The sequence below is a fragment of the Vibrio sp. 10N.261.52.C11 genome (assembly GCF_041471405.1).
GTDB lineage: Bacteria > Pseudomonadota > Gammaproteobacteria > Enterobacterales > Vibrionaceae > Vibrio > Vibrio crassostreae_C.
On record NZ_JBFROI010000116.1, the window covers coordinates 1 to 19,916 of the forward strand.

Here is a 19,916-nt window from a genome sequence, read left to right on the forward strand (position 1 = left end):
GCCATACCAACAGCGTTAGTGATGCCTTGACCTAGAGGACCAGTCGTTGTTTCGATACCAGGAGCGTAACCGTACTCAGGGTGACCTGGAGTCTTAGAGTGCAGTTGACGGAAGTTTTTCAGGTCTTCAATTGAAAGCTCGTAACCTGCAAGGTGAAGCAGAGAATAAATCAACATTGAACCATGGCCGTTAGACAGGATAAAACGGTCGCGGTCAGCCCATTCTGGGTTTGCTGGGTTGTGGTTCAAGTGGCCACGCCAAAGAACCTCAGCGATGTCAGCCATGCCCATAGGTGCGCCTGGGTGGCCTGAATTTGCTTGTTGAACACCGTCCATGCTAAGTGCGCGGATTGCATTGGCTAGATCTTTACGAGAAGGCATGTCTGCTCCTGGATACATAAGCGATTTAAAAAAGAGATAATTGCTAAAGTTTTCATTTTTATTAGCGCGGGTATTCTCTCAAACGACTATTGCGACTGCAAACGTTTTACTGGCATTTTAACGGTCATTTTTCGCAATTTTCGAACATTTACATCACTTGGCAGTGGCTTATCTCGATCGATACGCAAACGATTAGTTATGACATATCATAAAAAAGAGCTTGTAATTCGACCGCTGGAATTTAGAATAGCCGTCTAGATGTAGAAACACCTACAAAATATACTGTATTTAATGGCGGCGCTTCCTAGCTTGCGACGCCATAAACTATTTACACCAAAAACTAAAAGTGGAGCTCTCATGGCTAAGCACCTATTCACTTCTGAATCTGTTTCAGAAGGCCATCCAGATAAAATTGCAGACCAAATCTCTGATGCTGTTCTTGATGCCATCTTGGAACAAGATCCAAAAGCACGTGTTGCTTGTGAGACTTACGTTAAAACCGGCATGGTTATGGTTGGCGGTGAAGTAACAACGTCTGCATGGGTTGATATCGAAGAAATCACTCGTGAAACAGTACGTGAAATTGGTTACGTTCATTCTGACATGGGCTTTGACGCTGACTCTTGTGCTGTTTTAAACACAATTGGTAAGCAGTCTCCAGACATCAACCAAGGTGTTGATAAAGAAGACCCTAAAGAGCAAGGCGCAGGCGACCAAGGCATCATGTTTGGTTACGCGACTAACGAAACTCCTATCCTAATGCCAGCTCCAATTACTTACTCTCACCTTCTTGTTAAGAAGCAAGCTGAAGTACGTAAGAGCGGTAAGCTTGACTTCCTTCGCCCAGATGCGAAATCTCAAGTTACTTTCCAATACGACCAAGGTAAGATCGTTGGTATCGATGCTGTTGTTCTTTCTACTCAACACTGTGATTCAGTAACAACGCCTGACCTACGCGAAGCAGTAATGGAAGAAATCATCAAGCCAGTACTTCCTGCTGAGTGGATCAACAAAGATACTAACTTCTTCATCAACCCAACAGGCCGTTTCGTAATCGGTGGCCCAATGGGTGACTGTGGTTTAACTGGTCGTAAGATCATCGTTGATACCTACGGCGGCGCAGCTCGTCACGGTGGCGGTGCATTCTCAGGTAAAGATCCATCAAAAGTTGACCGTTCTGCAGCTTACGCAGCACGTTACGTTGCGAAAAACATCGTTGCTGCTGGTATGGCTGACCGTTGTGAGATTCAACTGTCTTACGCTATCGGTGTTGCTGATCCAACATCTATCATGGTTGAAACGTTCGGTACTGAGAAAGTAGCACACGAAATCATCATTGAAGCTGTTCGTCAAAACTTCGACCTACGTCCATACGGCCTTCAAGAGATGCTGAACCTTCTTCAGCCTATCTACAAGCAAACTGCTGCATACGGTCACTTCGGTCGTGAAGAGTTCCCTTGGGAAGCGACTGACAAAGCAGCAATCCTTGCGGACTTCGCTGGCCTAAAATAATTTAGCCACTGCGATGTGTTCCTTTAAAGCCCTTACTGCTTAGTAAGGGCTTTATTTTTATGTACTTACCGAACTTTCACTCACAATACCCTTCCCTAACGCCCTTCTTTACCGTTAACCACTTAGTATAAAAAGCCGCTGATAATTTGTGTTTTCTAGCACTACTGACAATAGTTAAGGTAACTCCTAGGCGATCAAGCTCACATTTAACTTAAATTAATTCAGTCTGATAACGCTCGTTAAATGCACGCTAGAACAATAACTGGGATGACAAAGAGCAATTTAGCTCAACACCATAACTCTCACACAAGCCACATCGATGAGCCTTATGGAATTATAACTAGGACGTTATTTAACTAGGGGGATCTATGCCTCGTACCGCGCACCCATCCGAACTGAACGATAAAAAACACAAGGTCAGCGATAAGGATTACGCTCGCACCATTCCTTGCAACCAAATCAGTATTTCCGCACCCTTTCATTGGTTGTCGCTTGCTCTGCATGACTTGGTAAGAATGCCATTAATCAGCGCATTCTACGGTTTGTGCTTTATGGGAGCGGCAATCGCCATTGTTCAGCTTGTCCAATGGCAAGGAACACACTTGGTCGTAATGCCAAGCCTGATCGTGTACATGCTAATAGGGCCGTTTCTTGCTCTGGGCTTGTATGACGCAGCTTGGGAAAGAGAAAAAGGCCACAACGCAAGCCTACTGCACTCGATGAAAGCCATCACTCGCAACTCCACCCACCAATGGGCCTTTGCGATCGTATTGATGGTTGCGATGATATTCTGGATGCGTATCGCTGCATTATTGCACGCGCTCTACCCTTCAGTGCAAGGCGCACCACTGGCTGAGTTCGCTCCCTTCTTAATTACGGGTTCTGTGATTGGTTTTGTTATCGCAAGCCTCATATTTAGCATCTCAGCATTTTCAATTCCGTTAATGATGGAGAGACGCGTTGATGTGATGAGTGCGATTTTCACTAGCTTTAATGCCGTGAAATCGAACATCCCTGCAATGGTGGTTTGGGCGAGTATTATTTGTGCCGGTATTTTGGTGGGTTTTGCCACCTACGGCATCGGAATGATCGTCACCATGCCGCTACTTGGCTATGCTACATGGCACGCTTATCACGAGATCATTAAGAAAAAACATCACGTGTAAAGCATCGCTAGATCAAAAAGCAATGTTATGATGAGGCCTTGGCTTAAACGCTGAGGTCTTTTATTTGGAGTTAACAACGTTTGTCTTACACCCCGCAACAACATCGAGCAAATAAGAAATTGGCCGAGTGCCTAGCTATCGCAAATCAACATTTCTCTCGTGAATTTCCACACCCAACTATCACCTTCAAGTTAAGAGGTAAAGCAGCGGGAAAGGCCTACCTTCAGCTCAACGAAATTAAGCTCAACCACGTACTATTTTCTGAAAATGAAGACGCCTTCATCAACGAAGTTGTGCCGCATGAGCTCGCACACCTAATCACGCATCAGGTTTTCGGACGTGTTAGGCCTCACGGAAACGAGTGGAAATACGTGATGAAAAAGGTATTCAACGTTCCAGCCAAAACAACTCACAGCTTTGAAATAGCTTCAGTTCAAGGGAAAACCTTTGAATATCGATGTGAGTGCACCACTTACCCATTATCAATCAGACGACACAATAAAGTGCTTCGAAATCAATCGACCTATCGCTGCCAGCTGTGCCAGCAAACCTTAGCTTTCACGGGAACTCAACTAAGCTAGTGACAGGTTGATTTACTCGGTAGAACAAATCTAATAGAGAGATCTAACATTTGAGTGCTAGACTGATGTTTATCATACTTTTATCAGTCTTTTTCTATGCAAAAACTCACCTTCAAAGCATTTGGCCTACCTGTATCTTTTTACTTAACAATAGTATTTGGCCTACTGGTAACCCAAAGCGTTCTCGCCGCACCACCGAGCTCATTTTCCAAAGCAAAAAGAGAAGCGGTGAAGATTTACCTCGACCATCCGACTTCATTTTATTGCGGCTGTGACATTACATGGAAGGACAAAAAGAAAGGCATTCCCGACCTTGATGGCTGTGGCTATCAAGTCCGAAAACAACAAAAGCGGGCGAGTCGAATTGAGTGGGAACACGTGGTTCCAGCTTGGCAATTTGGCCACCAGCGTCAGTGTTGGCAAGATGGTGGGCGCAAGAACTGCACTCGCAATGACAAAATATTCAAATCCATGGAAGCCGACCTTCACAACCTAACTCCGGCCATTGGCGAGGTTAACGGTGATCGCTCCAACTACAACTTCAGCCAGTGGAATGGAATGGATGGCGTGAGCTATGGTCAGTGCGAAATGCAGGTCAACTTCAAGCAGCGTAAAGTTATGCCGCCAGACAGAGCAAAAGGCTCTATCGCGCGTACTTACCTTTACATGAGCCAAGAGTATGGTTTCAAACTATCTAAGCAACAAACCAACCTAATGATGGCGTGGAACAAGCAATTTCCTGTCGACAAGTGGGAATGTACTCGTGATGAGCGAATCTATGCCATCCAAGGTAATCACAACCCATTTGTTTACCCTGCTTGTAAATAACGTCGCTCGTACAATCAACATTCCTAACTATCTCAAACAAGAGTTTCAGAATTGCCCCTGAAACTCTTGCTCTACCCTTGTTTTTTCAACTAAAAGCATCCATGTTAGGCAGAGACAAAATACCCAAATGAACATATTTATAGGTTTACCAGCATGAGAATCCCTCGTATTCATCACCCAGAACGCATTCATCAGTTAGGTTCACTCGCTTTAGGCGAAGATGCCGCGGGTCATGTTGGTCGTGTCCTTCGCATGAAAGAAGGCCAAGAAGTCCTTCTATTTGATGGCAGTGGCGCTGAATTCCCTGCGACGATAGCCGAAGTATCAAAGAAAAATGTCACCGTTAATGTTTCTGAACGCATCGAACGCAGCAGCGAATCTCCGTTAGACTTACATTTAGGCCAAGTGATTTCACGTGGCGACAAAATGGAGTTCACGATTCAGAAATCGGTTGAGCTTGGTGTGAACACCATTACCCCTTTAATTTCAGAGCGCTGTGGCGTTAAGCTTGATACAAAACGCTTCGAGAAAAAACTCGCACAGTGGCAAAAGATTGCTATCGCGGCGTGTGAACAGTGTGGCCGCAATACGGTTCCAGTCATTCGCCCTATCATGCAACTTGAAGAGTGGTGTAGCGAACCGAGTGAAGCATTAAAGCTGAACTTACATCCTCGTGCAAAATACTCAATTAATACCCTTCCAGAACCTATCAGTAAGGTACGCCTATTGATCGGCCCTGAAGGTGGCTTGTCGGCTGAAGAAATCGGCATGACAGAACAATACAAATTTGAAGAGACGCTACTCGGCCCACGTGTACTTCGTACCGAAACAGCAGCTCTAACCGCAATTACTGCCTTACAAGTCCGTTTTGGCGATCTAGGCTAGGAGAAAAAAATGATCAAACTTGGCATCGTAATGGATCCAATTTCATCCATTAACATCAAAAAAGACTCTAGCTTTGCCATGATGCTTGAAGCTCAGCGTCGTGGTTACGAAATCCATTACATGGAAATGGATGATCTACATTTAGATCAAGGCGTAGCCATTGCTGACACTAAGGTTGTTGAACTAAAAGAAGATCCAAACGGTTGGTACGAGTTCAAATCAGAACAGACTATCGCGCTATCCGATTTAGATGCGGTACTAATGCGTAAAGATCCTCCGTTTGATACTGAGTACATCTACGCAACTTACATTCTTGAGCGTGCTGAAGAGAACGGCGCACTGATCGTCAACAAACCACAAAGCCTACGTGACTGTAACGAGAAGTTGTTCACGGCATGGTTCCCTGAACTGACACCGACCACCATCGTGACTCGTAAAGCTGAAAAAATTAAAGCGTTCCGAGAAGAACACGGCGACGTGATTCTAAAACCACTTGATGGCATGGGCGGCGCGTCTATCTTCCGTGTGAAAGAAGGCGATCCAAACGTATCAGTTATTATTGAAACCTTGACCAACCACGGTCAGAACTACGCAATGGCACAAACTTTTGTTCCAGACATCAGCAATGGTGATAAGCGTATTCTTGTGGTTGACGGTGAGCCAATGCCTTACTGTCTAGCGCGTATTCCTGCAAAAGGGGAAACTCGAGGTAACCTTGCTGCTGGCGGTACAGGTGAAGCTCGTCCTCTAAGTGAAACAGACTGGGCTATCGCAAGAGCAGTTGCTCCAGCACTGAAAGAGAAAGGCTTAATCTTTGTTGGGCTTGATGTTATCGGCGACAAGCTGACTGAAATTAACGTGACTAGCCCTACTTGTATCCGTGAAATTGAAGCCGCTTTTGATATTTCAGTTACAGGTAAATTAATGGATGCAATTGAGCGTCGCGTTAACGCTAAATAGCCTAAACTAAAGAAAGCCTTAGCTATTCGAAAACACAGAAATATCTAGGCAAAGAACAATGAGCGGCTTTACGCCGCTCTTTTTCCTTTACTGGGAACACACTGGCAGGAGGCTCTATGAATTTAACGAACCACTTTCTGGTTGCTATGCCCGGAATGAAAGACCCATACTTTCAAAATTCGGTGATTTACCTTTGTGAGCACAATGACGAAGGCGCGATGGGTTTGATGATCAACGCCCCTATTGATGTCACTGTCGGTAGCATGCTTAAGCAAGTTGAGGTTGATTCTGATCAGCCAAAACCCAACCAAGCAAGTCTTGATAAGCCTGTATTGAATGGTGGACCGGTCGCAGAAGACCGTGGGTTTATTTTGCACAAACCTAAAGGCAACTATCAATCCAGTATCAGCATGACGGATCAAATCTCAGTGACAACCTCAAAAGATATCTTGATGGTGTTGGGCACAGAAGATGAGCCGATGAATTATTTAGTCGCACTTGGGTATGCAGGATGGGAACACGGACAACTGGAAACAGAACTGACCGAGAACTCATGGTTAACCGTTGAAGCCGATCCGAAGGTCATCTTCGATACACCGATTTCTGACCGCTGGAAAGTCGCTGTACAGATGTTAGGCATTAATGCAGCTCAGCTTTCAGCAGACGCTGGTCACGCCTAGCTCAAATCAACTAAGTAAAATAAACAGACACTCTCAAACACAGATAAATTTGGAAACCCCATGTCACGAACAATTATGGCATTTGACTACGGTACAAAAAGTATCGGTAGTGCGATAGGACAAGAAATCACGGGCACCGCAAGCCCTCTAAAAGCTTTTAAAGCCAAAGATGGCATCCCAAATTGGGACGATATCGAAAAGCAAATTAAGGAGTGGCAGCCGAATCTTATCGTGGTTGGTCTTCCTACCGATCTTCATGGTAAAGATCTAGCCGCGATTACACCAAGGGCGAAGAAGTTTGCCAATCGCCTAAAAGGGCGCTTTGGTGTCGATGTTGAACTGCATGATGAAAGACTTTCTACGACAGAAGCAAGGGCCGACCTTTTTGAAATGGGCGGCTACAAAGCACTAAGTAAAGGTAATGTCGATAACCAGTCTGCAGTCGTCATTTTAGAGAGCTGGTTTGAAGCACAATATTCATAACGAAAATTAAGAGCTCAAAGATTAAACTCCTTTGTGATCCTATAATGATATTACGGCGTAATGTCGAAGCAATTCATTATTAGGTAAGTGGGAGTTCACATGAAAATTTTTCTAGCAATCTTCGTAGCTCTAGCAATATCAGCATGCAGTTCGACAAGCTCCAATAATGCAGGTTATATGAATCATACTTCGACTGACGCAGACGTAATCAGCGAGCCTAAGAACAAGAAGCGTTGATAATACAGACGCAGTCGAACGATGAATATGATGAACGCCTGATTTTAACCTAGAATCAAATCAGGCGTTTTTTATCACCCCATATCTATCTTCACACCAGCCAACGCCCCAGTTCCGTAGTCGTCATCACCACGTCTAGTTTTGAGCATTAAGCGCAAGTCATTAGCAGAATCGGCACTGTGGAACGCATCCTCTTCGCTGATCTTGCCTGCTATCACTAAATCATACAAAGCTTGGTCAAAGGTCTGCATACCTATCTCTTTCGATTTAGCCATGGTTGCTTTCAGTTCGTGTAGTTCACCACGACGAATCAAGTCAGAAACACGAGGGCTATTCAGCAGAATCTCGAATACACCATGACGCCCGCTGCCATTCTTGTCGCGAATGAGTTGCTGAGCGACGACACCACGCAGGTTCATCGATAGGTCAAACAAGAACTGTTCTTTCTGCTCTTTCGGCACCAAATGAAGAATACGCTCTAGCGCTTGGTTAGCGTTATTGGCGTGCAAGGTTGCCATACACAAGTGACCCGTTTCAGCAAAGGTCATCGCGTATTCCATGGTCTCACGGCTACGGATTTCGCCAATCAAGATCATGTCTGGTGCTTGGCGTAGCGAGTTCTTAAGCGCGACTTCGTAACTCTCGGTGTCGAGCCCGACCTCACGCTGCGTCACGATGCACTTTTTATGTTCGTGCACAAATTCAATAGGGTCTTCAACCGTCAAGATATGTCCCGAGCGATTGGTGTTGCGATAGCCTGTCATTGCAGCCATTGAGGTCGATTTACCAGAGCCTGTCGCACCAACCACCAGCACAAGTCCGCGCTTAGCTATTGATAGGTCCTGTAGTACATCAGGAAGCTTTAGTTGCTCAAAGGTTGGGATGTTAGTCTCGATACGTCGAATGACCGCTCCAGGTAGCTCTCGCTGAAAGAATGCACTGACACGAAAACGACCAAAGTCACGCACAATCGCAAAATTAGCCTCACGCGTTTGCTGATATTCATCACGTCGGTCTTGTTCCATCATCGCATCAAGTAATTGAGCAACTTGAGCCACATTCAGCTTCTCTCCTTGAGGGCGTAATTCACCATCCACACGAAAAAGGATTGGCGCATCAACCGTGATATAAAGATCCGATGCCTTTTGAGAAAGCATTCCCTCAAGGATTTGATTCAATTCCATTGTGTCCACCTTGATTAAAACATTGAGGTTTCAATTTCGATCTTTTTCTCGACCTCTTCCGAATCAACCAAGCCCTGCGCCATCAGCTGCTTCGCATTTTGTTCCATGGTCTGCATGCCGTGCGCTGCGCCCGTTTGAATGATCGAGTACATCTGCGCAACCTTATCTTCACGAATCAAGTTTCTGATCGCAGGTGTTGCCATCATGATTTCATGACACGCCACACGACCACCACCAACACGCTTTAGCAGCTTCTGGGCTATCACCGAGCGCAGTGATTCAGACAACATCGAACGAACCATATCTTTATCGCTACCTGGGAACACATCGATAATACGGTCGATCGTTTTAGCCGCAGAACTGGTGTGCAGAGTACCAAAGACCAAGTGACCCGTTTCTGCTGCGGTTAACGCTAAGCTAATCGTCTCTTGGTCACGAAGTTCACCAACCAGAATCACGTCTGGGTCTTCACGTAAGGCACTGCGCAGTGCCGCTTTAAAACTGTGGGTATCACGGTGAACTTCACGCTGGTTGACTAGGCATTTATTATTGGTGTGAACGAATTCAATCGGGTCTTCAATCGTCAGAATATGCTTATTGTGGTTGCGATTTACGTAATCAACCATCGCCGCAAGAGTCGTTGATTTACCAGAGCCAGTTGGACCAGTGACGAGCACTAACCCTTTTTCGTAGTTAGCAATCCTTTCGAAGATCTCAGGTGCACCTAACTGATCTAAAGTCGGGATTTCGACAGGGATAGTTCGAAAGACAGCTGAGCAGCCACGGGCTTGGTTAAACGCATTAACACGAAAGCGACCAACATTGGGTAATTCAAAAGAGAAGTCGACTTCCAGTTTTTCTTCAAACTCGCCGCGTTGTGAATCGCTCATGATCTCAAAAACCAAACGATGCACATCAGCATGACTCAAAGCTGGGATTCCAAGCTTCCTTACTTCACCATCTATACGTACCATTGGAGATACACCCGCAGAAAGATGTAGATCTGACGCGTTATGCTTTACACTAAAATCTAGTAACTCAGTGATATCCATTTATTTTCCCTTAAGTAAAGTCAGCTATGAGTAGTATTCAACAAAATATCGAACAAATCACCTCACAGATTCGTAGTGCTGAGCAAAAGTGCGGACGAGCTCCAGAGTCCGTGCAACTTTTAGCCGTCAGCAAAACTAAACCTATTGATGCGATTCTAGAAGCCGCACTCGGAGGCCAAGTTGCCTTTGGTGAAAACTATGTTCAAGAAGGTGTAGATAAAGTAAAACACTTTTCAGAACAACATTCTAACCTAAATTTAGAGTGGCATTTTATTGGTCCAATTCAATCCAATAAAACCCGCCCAATCGCGGAAAGCTTTCAATGGGTGCATTCCGTCGATCGCGATAAGATCGCACAAAGGCTTAATGATCAACGACCAAGCGAACTTCCACCTTTGCAAGTGTTGATTCAGGTAAACACCAGTGGTGAAGAGTCCAAATCTGGAACCTCAGAAGAGACAGTTTTTGCACTCGCGGAGTTGATTTCATCGCTCCCCAACCTCACCTTAAGAGGATTGATGTCGATTCCTGCAAACGTATCTGACTATCAATCTCAGCTTAATGCATTTTCTCAACTGGCAGAGCTTAAAGACAAGCTAGCCGCGAAGTATTCAGACATTGATACCCTTTCGATGGGGATGAGTGGTGATATGGATGCAGCAGTTGAGGCTGGCAGCACAATGGTTCGTATTGGAACAGCTATTTTCGGCGCTCGTGATTACGCGAAATAGCCGTAGTAAGTAACGACAAGTACAAGTATTGATACCGCTTCGCCTTATCCGCGCAGCGACACGCTCAGGATTTTATATATGGTACATAAGAACATCGCCTTTATTGGGGCGGGAAACATGGTTCGCTCAATTGTAGCTGGCTTAGTTGCTAGTGGTTACCCAGCGCAAAAGATTACTGCGACAGCACCTTCAGAAACCAGAAGGCTGCCGTTAGAACAAGAATACGGCATCAATACCACCAGCGATAATATTGCAGCAACTGAAAAAGCAGACGTTGTTGTGTTATCCGTGAAGCCACAAATGATGGCTGATGTATGTAAACCCTTACAAGATATCGACTTCAGCAACAAACTGGTTATCTCAATTGCCGCGGGTATTAATGCGAATCGACTTAATGAGATGTTAAACTGCCAACTGAACCTTGTTCGTGTGATGCCAAACACGCCATCACTGCTTGGTAAAGGGATGAGTGGTCTTTATGCCGATGCAACTGTCAGCCAAGATGATAAAGACTTTGCTTCTCAGCTGATGCAAGCTGTTGGTGAAGTAAGTTGGGTTGAACAAGAGTCTGGAATCAACAACATCATTGCGGCGGCGGGTAGCGCTCCGGCTTACTTCTTCCTGTTTATGGAAGCGATGCAAGCTGAAGCAATCAAGCAAGGTTTTGACCAAGAAACCGCTCGTAAGCTAGTGCAGCAGTCTGCATTAGGCGCGGCAGAGATGGTGGTAGCAAACCAAGATACTGAATTATCAACACTGCGTGAACAAGTGACATCCAAAGGCGGCACGACCGCAGAAGCACTACGCACGTTTAACGAACATCAACTATCAGACATCGTAGCAAAAGCCATGCAAGCGGCGGTTGCTCGAGCTGAAGAGATGGAAAAACTGTTTTAAGCATTTTGTCGCTCGGGTTATATCTAAGCGGCAAGTAAATCCGAAAAAGGAAACAATATGAACTCGATGAGCTTTCTGATCTCGACCGTTTTTGATCTTTACATCATGGTTGTGATCTTGCGTATCTGGCTACAAGCATCACGTGCAGATTTCTACAACCCATTCTCACAATTCATCGTAAAAGCGACACAACCAGTTGTTGCCCCACTGCGCCGAGTTATTCCATCAATCGGCAGCCTAGATCTTGCGACGGTTATTTTTGCTTATGTGCTATGTGTGCTTAAGTTCGTTGCTCTCAACCTGATTATCTCTGGCGGCGCAGCTGTATTCGATATCAGCTTCCTGATCTTTGGTGCACTATCTTTGCTAAAAGCGGCGGGTGGTTTGATCTTCTGGGTTCTGCTAATCCGTGCAATCCTTAGCTGGGTTAGCCAAGGCCGTAGCCCAATCGAGTACGTGTTCCATCAACTGACTGAACCAATGCTAGTGCCTATCCGCCGTATCCTTCCGGACATGGGTGGTTTCGACCTAAGCGTACTGGTTCTGTTCATTGTTCTGCAATTTGCGAACTTCCTAATGGGCGACATGATTGGCCCTATTTGGTATCAGCTATAATTCAAGTACAAACATCAGGTACTTTGACGATGCCAAAAGCGGTTTGGGCCGAGGAAGACGATATTCTTCTTAGGCTCTATATCCAACCCAAAGCAAGCCGAGACAAAATTGTCGGCTTGCACGGTCAGGAACTGAAAATTGCCATTACTGCACCACCGGTTGATGGCAAAGCCAATGCCCATTTAGCGAAATACCTCGCGAAACAGTTTAAGGTCGCAAAAGGGCAAATTAAGATAGAAAAGGGAGATCTCGGTAGGCACAAGCAAGTTCGAATATGCTCGCCAAGCCAAATCCCAACTGAAGTCAAAGCCATCCTATGATGGCTTTTTGCTATTTATTGGAGTCATTATGCGTTTATGGATAACAGCACTACTCACCGCTCTTGTTGCCTTACCAAGCTCAGCAGGGCAATTTAAGAACATTAAGGATGTCGAGGTTCATTACTCGGCTTTTAATTCCACGTTCTTAACTTCGCAAGTCGCTAAGCAATACAAACTTAAGCGAAATGGATACTCAGCAATCCTCAACATCAGCGTGTTAGACAAGGCTTCTCTAGGCAAGCCTGCGACAACGGCTAAAATTACGGGAACAGCGAAGAACCTCGTTGGAAACACCCGTACTTTGAAGTTTCGAGAAATCAAAGAAGGCGATGCGATTTATTACCTTGCTGAGTTCCCCGTAACTCACGAAGAAAACATCACCTTCGACATCGATGTGAACGCAGGCCTAAAAGGCACTGGTCCACTGCGTTTCACACAGAAATTCTATATAGAAGAGTAAGCTCAAACCTTACTTTTCATTTATTAACTTATTTAGAGCTACATTCCCATGAGTAAGATTGTTTTAGCAACAGGCAACCAAGGTAAAGTTCGCGAGATGGCAGATATTCTGTCTGAGTTTGGTTTTGACGTTGTCGCGCAAAGTGAATTTAACGTTTCAGAAGTCGCTGAAACAGGAACGACTTTCATTGAAAATGCCATCATCAAAGCTCGCCACGCAGCGAAAGAAACAGGGCTGCCAGCCATTGCTGACGACTCAGGTTTAGAGGTTGATTACTTAAATGGTGCGCCAGGTATCTATTCAGCGCGTTACTCAGGTGAAGGGGCAACCGATAAGCAGAACATCAAAAAACTATTAGATGCGATGCAAGGTGTCGAAACTGAAAAGCGTACTGCGCGTTTCCACTGTGTGTTGGTGCTAATGCGTCACGAGAATGATCCAACACCTCTAGTGTGTCACGGTAAATGGGAAGGTCGTATTCTTACTGAAGAACACGGTGAGAATGGCTTTGGCTACGATCCTGTGTTCTTTGTACCAGAAGATAACTGCGCCTCAGCAGAGCTTGAATCTTCGCGTAAGAAGCAACTATCACACCGTGGTAAAGCGCTTGCGTCACTATTCAAGACTCTCAAGGAGCAAGCTCTGTAATGCACAATGCAGCGCTAATACCACCCGCACTTAGCCTCTATGTACACATCCCATGGTGTGTACAAAAGTGTCCGTATTGTGATTTTAACTCTCACGCTCTGAAAGCCGAGATCCCTGAAAAAGAGTACATCGATGCACTGCTTGAAGATCTCGATACTGATATCGAAAAATATCAGCTCAATGGTATGCCTCGCCCACTGCATTCGATCTTTATTGGTGGCGGTACCCCAAGCCTGTTTTCTCCTGAAGGAATTGGCCGATTGTTACAAGGCATTGAACAGCGCATCCCGTTCAAACCTGAAATAGAAATCACCATGGAAGCCAACCCGGGAACTATCGAAGCTGAGCGTTTTGCAGGTTACCAAAAGGCAGGCATTACTCGAATCTCGGTGGGTGTGCAAAGTTTTGAGCAAGAGAAACTGGAAAGACTTGGGCGTATTCATGGTCAAGATGAAGCGGTAAATGCTGCTCATTTAGCGCATAAGATTGGATTGAATAGTTTCAATTTAGACTTAATGCACGGCTTACCCGAACAGAGTATTGAACAAGCGTTGGCTGATTTGGATAAAGCGATAGAACTCGACCCTCCGCACTTATCTTGGTATCAGCTAACAATAGAACCTAACACCATGTTCTATTACAAAACACCAACGCTGCCTGATGATGATGACCTTTGGGATATCTTCGACCTAGGCCATAAGAAGCTCGCAGACGCAGGGTATGTGCAGTACGAAATTTCAGGCTACAGCAAGCCGGGATATCAGTGCCAACATAACCTCAACTACTGGCGCTTTGGTGACTATCTAGGTATTGGCTGTGGCTCTCATGGCAAGCTGAGCTTTACAGATGGACGCATTGTTCGTACCACTAAGGTTAAGCACCCTAGAGGCTATCTAGCTGCGTACCAAAACATGGTAAAACCTTATCTATCAGATGAATTTGAAGTGCCGAATGAAGACCGCCCTTTTGAGTTTTTCATGAACCGCTTTAGGTTAATGGAAGCATGTCCAAAGCAGGATTTCATTGATACGACAGGGCTTGGTTTTGACTCGATTCAAAAAACGATTGAATGGGCAAAAGAGCTAGGCTACTTGAAGGAAACCGACACTCACTGGCAGATCACTGAAAAAGGAAAGCTGTTTCTCAATGATCTGTTAGAAGCCTTTATGGCAGAAGAAGACGAGTAGTTCGAGATTCGAGATTCGAGATTCGAGAAGCATTGCGTAAGGGTTGGCTTTAGGGTCAACCCTTTTTGTTTTATAGCCCTCTCTCGGAGCGAAGCGTTCTATAGGACAACGTCCGTGCTCGAATCTTTCTCTTAGAAAATAGAACGACCAATTCGCTCTGAAAGCAACTCTAGAGCCTTAGTACCTGCGAGCGAGTTGCCAGAAGGATCAAGCTCTGGAGACCACACCGCAATCGTCATTTCGCCAGGAACGATAGCAATAATACCGCCACCAACGCCCGATTTTCCTGGCATACCAACACGGTAGGCAAACTCACCAGCCCCATCGTACAAGCCACACGTCGCAAGCAAAGCATTCAACTGCTTGGTTTGAACTGGCGTGATGATCTCTTTCTTGGTTTGAACCGACACGCCTTTGTTTGCTAAATAGCTAAAGGTTTTTGCCAAATCCACACACGTCATTTTAAGCGCACAAGCATGGAAGTAGTTATTCAGAACTGGGATAACATCATTCTCAAAATTACCAAATGAACGCATCAAATAAGCAATGGCAGCATTACGATCGCTGTGCATCATTTCTGAAGCCGCTACTACCTTGTCGTACACAATATGAGTATCGCCCGATAACTGACGTACAAACTCCAATAAACGCTGTCTTGGTGCTGACAAGCGGCTTTGTAGTAGGTCTGCAACAACAATTGCACCAGCATTGATGAACGGGTTACGAGGAATCCCATACTCCATCTCAAGCTGAATCATCGAGTTAAAGGCTTGACCAGAAGGCTCTTTGCCTACTCTTTGCCAAATCTCTTCAGGCTTATATAGCACCATAGCTAGCGTCAGGCTCAAGGCTTTAGAAATAGATTGCACAGAAAATGCTTCTTCAGCATCGCCTGCTTTAATCACCTCACCTTCATTGGTGTATACCGCGATCGCCAGTTTCTGGTTCGATACGCGAGCCAGTGCAGGGATATAATCAGCGACCTTTCCCTGTCCAATTAAAGGACGAACTTCGTCTAAGATCTCGGCCAAAATAGCTTGAGTTGGTTTCATGTGCGCTTACTTCTATATTGTTATTTTTGTAGGGGTGTAACATATACCAATCGTAGTAAATAACTGCTCACTCTAGCTTGTTAAAATGCTCGATAACTGCGTTAGAATTTTTGATTGTAGAGTAACTACTTATCGAAAAATGCTGCCTTGTTCTCAAGCCTTTTTCCTACGCTATTTCTGATCACTTACTTACTGTGATTGGTATTACTTTCTGTCGTTAAGCCTTTACTGAAATAAAAGCCTAAGGACAAAAAAGCCAACATTACAATAATGTTGGCTTTAATCAATCCCATAAAGTGTAGGGGTTAAACCCTAAGTCGGATTACCCTTCACTTAATTTGATTCGAAGTTACTTAGTACGCTTGAACTTAATGTCCCAAACACCATGACCTAAACGGTGGCCACGCGCTTCAAACTTAGTTAGCGGGCGCTCATCCGGACGAGGGATGTAATCACCATCTTCAGCGATGTTTTCGAAGCCTGGAGCTACGTTCATCACTTCAATCATATGTTCTGCGTAGTTTTCCCAGTCTGTTGCCATGTGGAAAACACCAGTATCAAGTTGAAGCTTGCCGCGAACCATCTCTGCAAACTCAGCCTTAACGATACGACGTTTATGGTGACGAGCTTTGTGCCATGGGTCAGGGAAGAACAGTTGCAGAGTATGCAGGCTGCTATCTGGGATCATGTGTTCAAATACTTCTACAGCATCGTGACACATTACACGCAGGTTAGTTACGCCAGCATCGCGAGCTGTACCTAAACACGCACCAACACCCGGGCTATGAACTTCAATACCTAAGAAGTTTTTCTCAGGTGCGTTCTTTGCCATTTCAACCAGTGATGCACCCATACCGAAGCCAATCTCTAGTACAACTGGGTTATCGTTGCCAAATACTTCTTTCCAGTTAAGAAGCTCTGGGTTGTAGTCGATACCCATTGTTGGCCAACATTCATTCATCGCGTTCTCTTGGCCTTTTGTTAAGCGGCCTTCGCGGCGAACAAAACTACGGATCTTACGAACCAGTTTGCCGTCTTCAGTATATTCGTTAGTGGTCACTTCACTCATTGATTTTTGCCTGCACATTGATTAATCAAAGCGGGGATTATCCAAAGAATTGCCTTCGGTGCAAGTCTTTCCGTGGATAAATTCCCACACAATTTGTCTGTTTTACATCCAACGTTAAGTGTGGTGGAATTTCGCTTCTAATAATAGCAAAGCATAGAGCATGTCGTGACTCCTTTCGCAACCGCCATATTAAAGTGGTATGACGCCTACGGGCGTAAAGAATTGCCTTGGCAACAAAACAAAACCGCCTACACCGTTTGGCTATCTGAAATCATGCTTCAGCAGACTCAGGTTGCTACGGTGATTCCATACTACCAACGCTTCTTAGAACGCTTTCCAACGGTTATCGACCTAGCGAACGCCGAACAAGATGAGGTACTCCACTTATGGACAGGGCTTGGTTATTACGCACGAGCTCGCAATCTACATAAAGCAGCCAAGATCGTTGCTGAGCAATATGGTGGTGAATTTCCGCTGTCTATCGAAGAGATGAACGCGCTACCGGGGATTGGTCGCTCAACAGCAGCAGCCGTCTTATCATCGGTTCATAAACTTCCTCATGCGATTCTTGATGGCAATGTAAAACGAACGCTTGCGAGAAGTTTTGCCGTTGAAGGTTGGCCGGGGCAAAAGAAAGTCGAAAACCAGCTTTGGGAACACGCCGAAGCACATACTCCGAACAAAGATGTCGATAAGTACAACCAAGCAATGATGGACATGGGTGCCATGGTTTGTACCCGTAGCAAGCCTAAGTGCACCTTGTGCCCGATTGAAAGCATGTGTGAGGCCAAGAAGCTCGATAGACAGCTCGACTTCCCTGGCAAAAAGCCTAAGAAAGAAAAGCCAGTAAAAGACACATGGTTTGTGATTCTGTATCACGACAACCAAGTGTGGCTCGAACAGCGCCCTCAATCTGGTATCTGGGGCGGATTGTTTTGTTTCCCTCAAAATGAAAACGCAGAGATCGAACATCAACTAGATCTTCGTTCGATCAAAGACACTCAAACCAATTCGATCAAGACCATGATTGCGTTTAGACACACTTTCAGCCACTACCACTTAGATATCACGCCAGTATTAGTGAAATTAGATAAACAACCAGATTTGATAATGGAAGGGGCTAAAGGTCTCTGGTATAACTTATCAAAACCGGAAGAAATTGGCCTAGCCGCTCCTGTAAAGCAGCTTATTGAGAGCCTACCCTTTGAACTGAACGACGACGTTTGAATCAACGAACGCGATAAGAGGAACCACTATGAGCCGCACTGTATTTTGTGCTCGCCTTCAAAAAGATGCTGAAGGCCTAGATTTTCAACTTTACCCAGGTGACTTAGGTAAGCGTATCTTTGACAACGTGTCTAAAGAAGCTTGGGGACAATGGCAAAGCAAGCAAACTATGCTTATCAATGAAAAGAAGCTAAACATGATGGATCCTGAGCATCGTAAACTTCTTGAAACTGAGATGGTTAACTTCCTTTTTGAAGGTAAAGATGTCGTAATTGATGGCTATACTCCACCAAGCGAATAAGACATTTATTTAAGCAATTTTTAATGACATCATGGTTAACGCTGCGATGTCATTTTTGTATGAGGAACTATGAAAAAGCTAAGTTACTTCCTAACAGCCATGTTATTAACTGGCTGCAGCCGTGAATTTGTCGAAAGCATTTATGATGTCAATTACGAGCCAACCAACCGGTTTGTGAAGAATTTAGCTGAGCTACCCGGACAATTTGAAAAAGATACCGGGGCGCTAGATTCATTAATAGATAGCTTTTCAGGCAACATTCAAAAACGTTGGGGTAGCAGTGAAATCAAGATAGCAGGTAAGAGTAACTATGTGAAATACATAGATAATTACTTAAGTCGTTCAGAAGTGAATTTTAGCCAAGGCCTGATAACGGTGGAAACGGTTTCCTCTACCGAACCGAAAAAACACCTCAAAAATGCGATCATGACGACCCTTTTGACGCCAGACGATCCGGCGCATGTCGATCTATTCTCTTCTAAAAGCATCAAGCTAGAAGGCAAACCTTTCCTCTATAATCAGGTCGTAGACCAAGAAAAAAAGCCCATTCAATGGACTTGGCGAGCGAACCAGTTTGCGGATTACCTGATCGCGAATAACCTAAAAACCAAAGAAGTCGACTTTAAAAAAGCCTACTACGTTGAAATCCCAATGGTGGCCGACCACGCTAGCCAGCGTAGTTATCAATATGCCGACATCGTTCGACGAGCGTCTCAGCGTTATGACATCCCTGAAGATTTAATCTACGCTATCATCAAGACAGAGAGTAGCTTCAACCCGTACGCCGTAAGCTGGGCTAATGCTTATGGTCTTATGCAGGTGGTACCTAAAACCGCTGGTCGAGATGTATTTGAACACGTCAAAAAGAAACCTGGTGAACCAAGCCCTGAGTACTTATTCAATCCAGAAAACAACATTGATGCTGGCACCGCATACTTTTACATCCTTAAAAATCGTTATTTGAAAGACGTAAAAAACCCATTAACGCTTGAATACAGTATGATTTCAGCCTATAACGGCGGTACTGGTGGCGTACTCAATACCTTCAGTAAGGACAGAAAGCGAGCAATGCAAGACTTAAACTCGCTGCAACCGAGCCAAGCCTACTGGGCGCTTACCAAGAAGCATCCAAATAAAGAGTCGCGCCGATACCTCGAAAAAGTAACGCAATTCAAAAAAGAATTTAACCAAGGTAAAACATAACCCTCACTTTTGAATAAAAAAACAACGAACGAACGGTTTTTTTAGTTATTTTCAAAAAAGGAGTTGACGGTTATGCAGAAAATCCGTTTAATAGCGCTCCGTTGCCCGGATAGCTCAGTCGGTAGAGCAGAGGATTGAAAATCCTCGTGTCGGTGGTTCGATTCCGCCTCCGGGCACCACAATTTGATTTGTTGGTGTCAACACTCTTTAACAGGGAGTAACAACACGGACAAAAGCATAAAGAATTTAGTGTGCCGA

General features: G+C 44.9%; 23 protein-coding genes, 1 tRNA gene and 1 pseudogene. 20 read left to right on the forward strand and 5 right to left on the reverse strand.

What is annotated here, in order from left to right; translation table 11 throughout:
* A pseudogene (locus tag AB4323_RS23930) lies at nucleotides 1-380 on the reverse strand (transketolase); the annotation flags it as partial.
* 357 nt (nucleotides 381-737) lie between these two features.
* On the opposite strand from AB4323_RS23930, the gene metK reads away from it, so the two are divergent.
* The 9 genes from metK (at nucleotide 738) to AB4323_RS23975 (ending at nucleotide 7,712) form a co-directional block, all read left to right on the forward strand.
* A complete protein-coding gene (metK, locus tag AB4323_RS23935) occupies nucleotides 738-1,892 on the forward strand; it encodes a methionine adenosyltransferase (RefSeq protein WP_017062234.1) in 1,155 nt (384 codons plus the stop codon).
* Nucleotides 1,893-2,260: 368 nt separating this feature from the next.
* Nucleotides 2,261-3,058, forward strand: a complete 798-nt coding sequence (locus AB4323_RS23940) for a DUF2189 domain-containing protein (RefSeq protein ID WP_017062235.1) — start codon at nucleotides 2,261-2,263, stop codon at nucleotides 3,056-3,058.
* A gap of 80 nt (nucleotides 3,059-3,138) precedes the next feature.
* Nucleotides 3,139-3,639: a SprT family zinc-dependent metalloprotease gene (locus AB4323_RS23945; RefSeq protein WP_372153504.1), complete on the forward strand. Its 501-nt coding sequence runs from the start codon at nucleotides 3,139-3,141 to the stop codon at nucleotides 3,637-3,639.
* Between the two features lie 96 nt (nucleotides 3,640-3,735).
* Nucleotides 3,736-4,467 (forward strand): endonuclease, encoded by a 732-nt coding sequence (locus AB4323_RS23950; protein ID WP_017063198.1) that lies wholly within the window; start codon nucleotides 3,736-3,738, stop codon nucleotides 4,465-4,467.
* A gap of 153 nt (nucleotides 4,468-4,620) precedes the next feature.
* On the forward strand, nucleotides 4,621-5,352 hold the full coding sequence (gene rsmE, locus AB4323_RS23955) for a 16S rRNA (uracil(1498)-N(3))-methyltransferase (protein WP_017062238.1): 732 nt from the start codon (nucleotides 4,621-4,623) through the stop codon (nucleotides 5,350-5,352).
* A 9-nt stretch (nucleotides 5,353-5,361) separates the two neighbouring features.
* Nucleotides 5,362-6,312, forward strand: a complete 951-nt coding sequence (gene gshB / locus AB4323_RS23960) for a glutathione synthase (RefSeq protein WP_004735482.1) — start codon at nucleotides 5,362-5,364, stop codon at nucleotides 6,310-6,312.
* A 116-nt stretch (nucleotides 6,313-6,428) separates the two neighbouring features.
* Entirely contained in the window at nucleotides 6,429-6,992 is a 564-nt protein-coding gene (locus AB4323_RS23965) for a YqgE/AlgH family protein (RefSeq protein ID WP_372153506.1), read from the forward strand.
* 60 nt (nucleotides 6,993-7,052) lie between these two features.
* The gene (gene ruvX / locus AB4323_RS23970) at nucleotides 7,053-7,475 is read left to right on the forward strand and encodes a Holliday junction resolvase RuvX (RefSeq protein ID WP_004735480.1); all 423 of its coding nucleotides are present in this window, start codon (nucleotides 7,053-7,055) and stop codon (nucleotides 7,473-7,475) included.
* A 99-nt stretch (nucleotides 7,476-7,574) separates the two neighbouring features.
* Nucleotides 7,575-7,712 carry a hypothetical protein gene (locus AB4323_RS23975; RefSeq protein ID WP_170791814.1) on the forward strand — a complete coding sequence of 46 codons (138 nt, stop codon included), beginning with the start codon at nucleotides 7,575-7,577 and terminating at the stop codon, nucleotides 7,710-7,712.
* A gap of 74 nt (nucleotides 7,713-7,786) precedes the next feature.
* Here the strand turns inward: AB4323_RS23975 and AB4323_RS23980 are convergent, their stop codons facing one another.
* Both AB4323_RS23980 and AB4323_RS23985 read right to left on the reverse strand, forming a co-directional pair.
* Nucleotides 7,787-8,896, reverse strand: coding sequence for a PilT/PilU family type 4a pilus ATPase (locus tag AB4323_RS23980; protein WP_372153508.1), 1,110 nt, complete (start codon nucleotides 8,894-8,896; stop codon nucleotides 7,787-7,789).
* Between the two features lie 14 nt (nucleotides 8,897-8,910).
* Nucleotides 8,911-9,948, reverse strand: coding sequence for a type IV pilus twitching motility protein PilT (locus AB4323_RS23985; RefSeq protein WP_017062242.1), 1,038 nt, complete (start codon nucleotides 9,946-9,948; stop codon nucleotides 8,911-8,913).
* Nucleotides 9,949-9,974: 26 nt separating this feature from the next.
* Here AB4323_RS23985 and AB4323_RS23990 point away from each other — a divergent pair, with 26 nt between their 5' ends.
* From AB4323_RS23990 to hemW, 7 genes are all read left to right on the forward strand, one after another.
* Nucleotides 9,975-10,679, forward strand: coding sequence for a YggS family pyridoxal phosphate-dependent enzyme (locus tag AB4323_RS23990; RefSeq protein ID WP_017062243.1), 705 nt, complete (start codon nucleotides 9,975-9,977; stop codon nucleotides 10,677-10,679).
* Nucleotides 10,680-10,757: 78 nt separating this feature from the next.
* Nucleotides 10,758-11,576 (forward strand): pyrroline-5-carboxylate reductase, encoded by an 819-nt coding sequence (gene proC, locus AB4323_RS23995; protein WP_102427899.1) that lies wholly within the window; start codon nucleotides 10,758-10,760, stop codon nucleotides 11,574-11,576.
* Nucleotides 11,577-11,633: 57 nt separating this feature from the next.
* Nucleotides 11,634-12,191: a YggT family protein gene (locus AB4323_RS24000; protein WP_108209502.1), complete on the forward strand. Its 558-nt coding sequence runs from the start codon at nucleotides 11,634-11,636 to the stop codon at nucleotides 12,189-12,191.
* 29 nt (nucleotides 12,192-12,220) lie between these two features.
* A complete protein-coding gene (gene yggU, locus AB4323_RS24005) occupies nucleotides 12,221-12,511 on the forward strand; it encodes a DUF167 family protein YggU (protein ID WP_017067797.1) in 291 nt (96 codons plus the stop codon).
* Between the two features lie 28 nt (nucleotides 12,512-12,539).
* Nucleotides 12,540-12,971, forward strand: coding sequence for a DUF4426 domain-containing protein (locus AB4323_RS24010; protein WP_017062246.1), 432 nt, complete (start codon nucleotides 12,540-12,542; stop codon nucleotides 12,969-12,971).
* Nucleotides 12,972-13,019: 48 nt separating this feature from the next.
* The gene (locus tag AB4323_RS24015; RefSeq protein WP_017062247.1) at nucleotides 13,020-13,619 is read left to right on the forward strand and encodes an XTP/dITP diphosphatase; all 600 of its coding nucleotides are present in this window, start codon (nucleotides 13,020-13,022) and stop codon (nucleotides 13,617-13,619) included.
* Nucleotides 13,619-14,806 (forward strand): radical SAM family heme chaperone HemW, encoded by a 1,188-nt coding sequence (gene hemW / locus AB4323_RS24020; protein ID WP_017067796.1) that lies wholly within the window; start codon nucleotides 13,619-13,621, stop codon nucleotides 14,804-14,806. The genes AB4323_RS24015 and hemW overlap by 1 nt, the downstream gene beginning before the upstream one ends.
* Before the next feature lie 131 nt (nucleotides 14,807-14,937).
* Here the strand turns inward: hemW and glsB are convergent, their stop codons facing one another.
* Both glsB and trmB read right to left on the reverse strand, forming a co-directional pair.
* Nucleotides 14,938-15,858: a glutaminase B gene (glsB, locus tag AB4323_RS24025; protein ID WP_372138973.1), complete on the reverse strand. Its 921-nt coding sequence runs from the start codon at nucleotides 15,856-15,858 to the stop codon at nucleotides 14,938-14,940.
* A 349-nt stretch (nucleotides 15,859-16,207) separates the two neighbouring features.
* A complete protein-coding gene (gene trmB / locus AB4323_RS24030; RefSeq protein WP_017062250.1) occupies nucleotides 16,208-16,927 on the reverse strand; it encodes a tRNA (guanosine(46)-N7)-methyltransferase TrmB in 720 nt (239 codons plus the stop codon).
* Nucleotides 16,928-17,092: 165 nt separating this feature from the next.
* Here trmB and mutY point away from each other — a divergent pair, with 165 nt between their 5' ends.
* The 4 genes from mutY to AB4323_RS24050 all read left to right on the forward strand — a co-directional run bounded on the left by mutY (nucleotide 17,093) and on the right by AB4323_RS24050 (nucleotide 19,837).
* Nucleotides 17,093-18,154: an A/G-specific adenine glycosylase gene (gene mutY, locus AB4323_RS24035; RefSeq protein ID WP_065584120.1), complete on the forward strand. Its 1,062-nt coding sequence runs from the start codon at nucleotides 17,093-17,095 to the stop codon at nucleotides 18,152-18,154.
* Between the two features lie 28 nt (nucleotides 18,155-18,182).
* Nucleotides 18,183-18,455 carry an oxidative damage protection protein gene (locus tag AB4323_RS24040; protein ID WP_010435637.1) on the forward strand — a complete coding sequence of 91 codons (273 nt, stop codon included), beginning with the start codon at nucleotides 18,183-18,185 and terminating at the stop codon, nucleotides 18,453-18,455.
* Nucleotides 18,456-18,524: 69 nt separating this feature from the next.
* On the forward strand, nucleotides 18,525-19,658 hold the full coding sequence (gene mltC / locus AB4323_RS24045) for a membrane-bound lytic murein transglycosylase MltC (protein WP_017063191.1): 1,134 nt from the start codon (nucleotides 18,525-18,527) through the stop codon (nucleotides 19,656-19,658).
* Between the two features lie 103 nt (nucleotides 19,659-19,761).
* A tRNA-Phe gene (locus tag AB4323_RS24050) sits at nucleotides 19,762-19,837 on the forward strand.
* Nucleotides 19,838-19,916 lie beyond the last annotated feature (79 nt).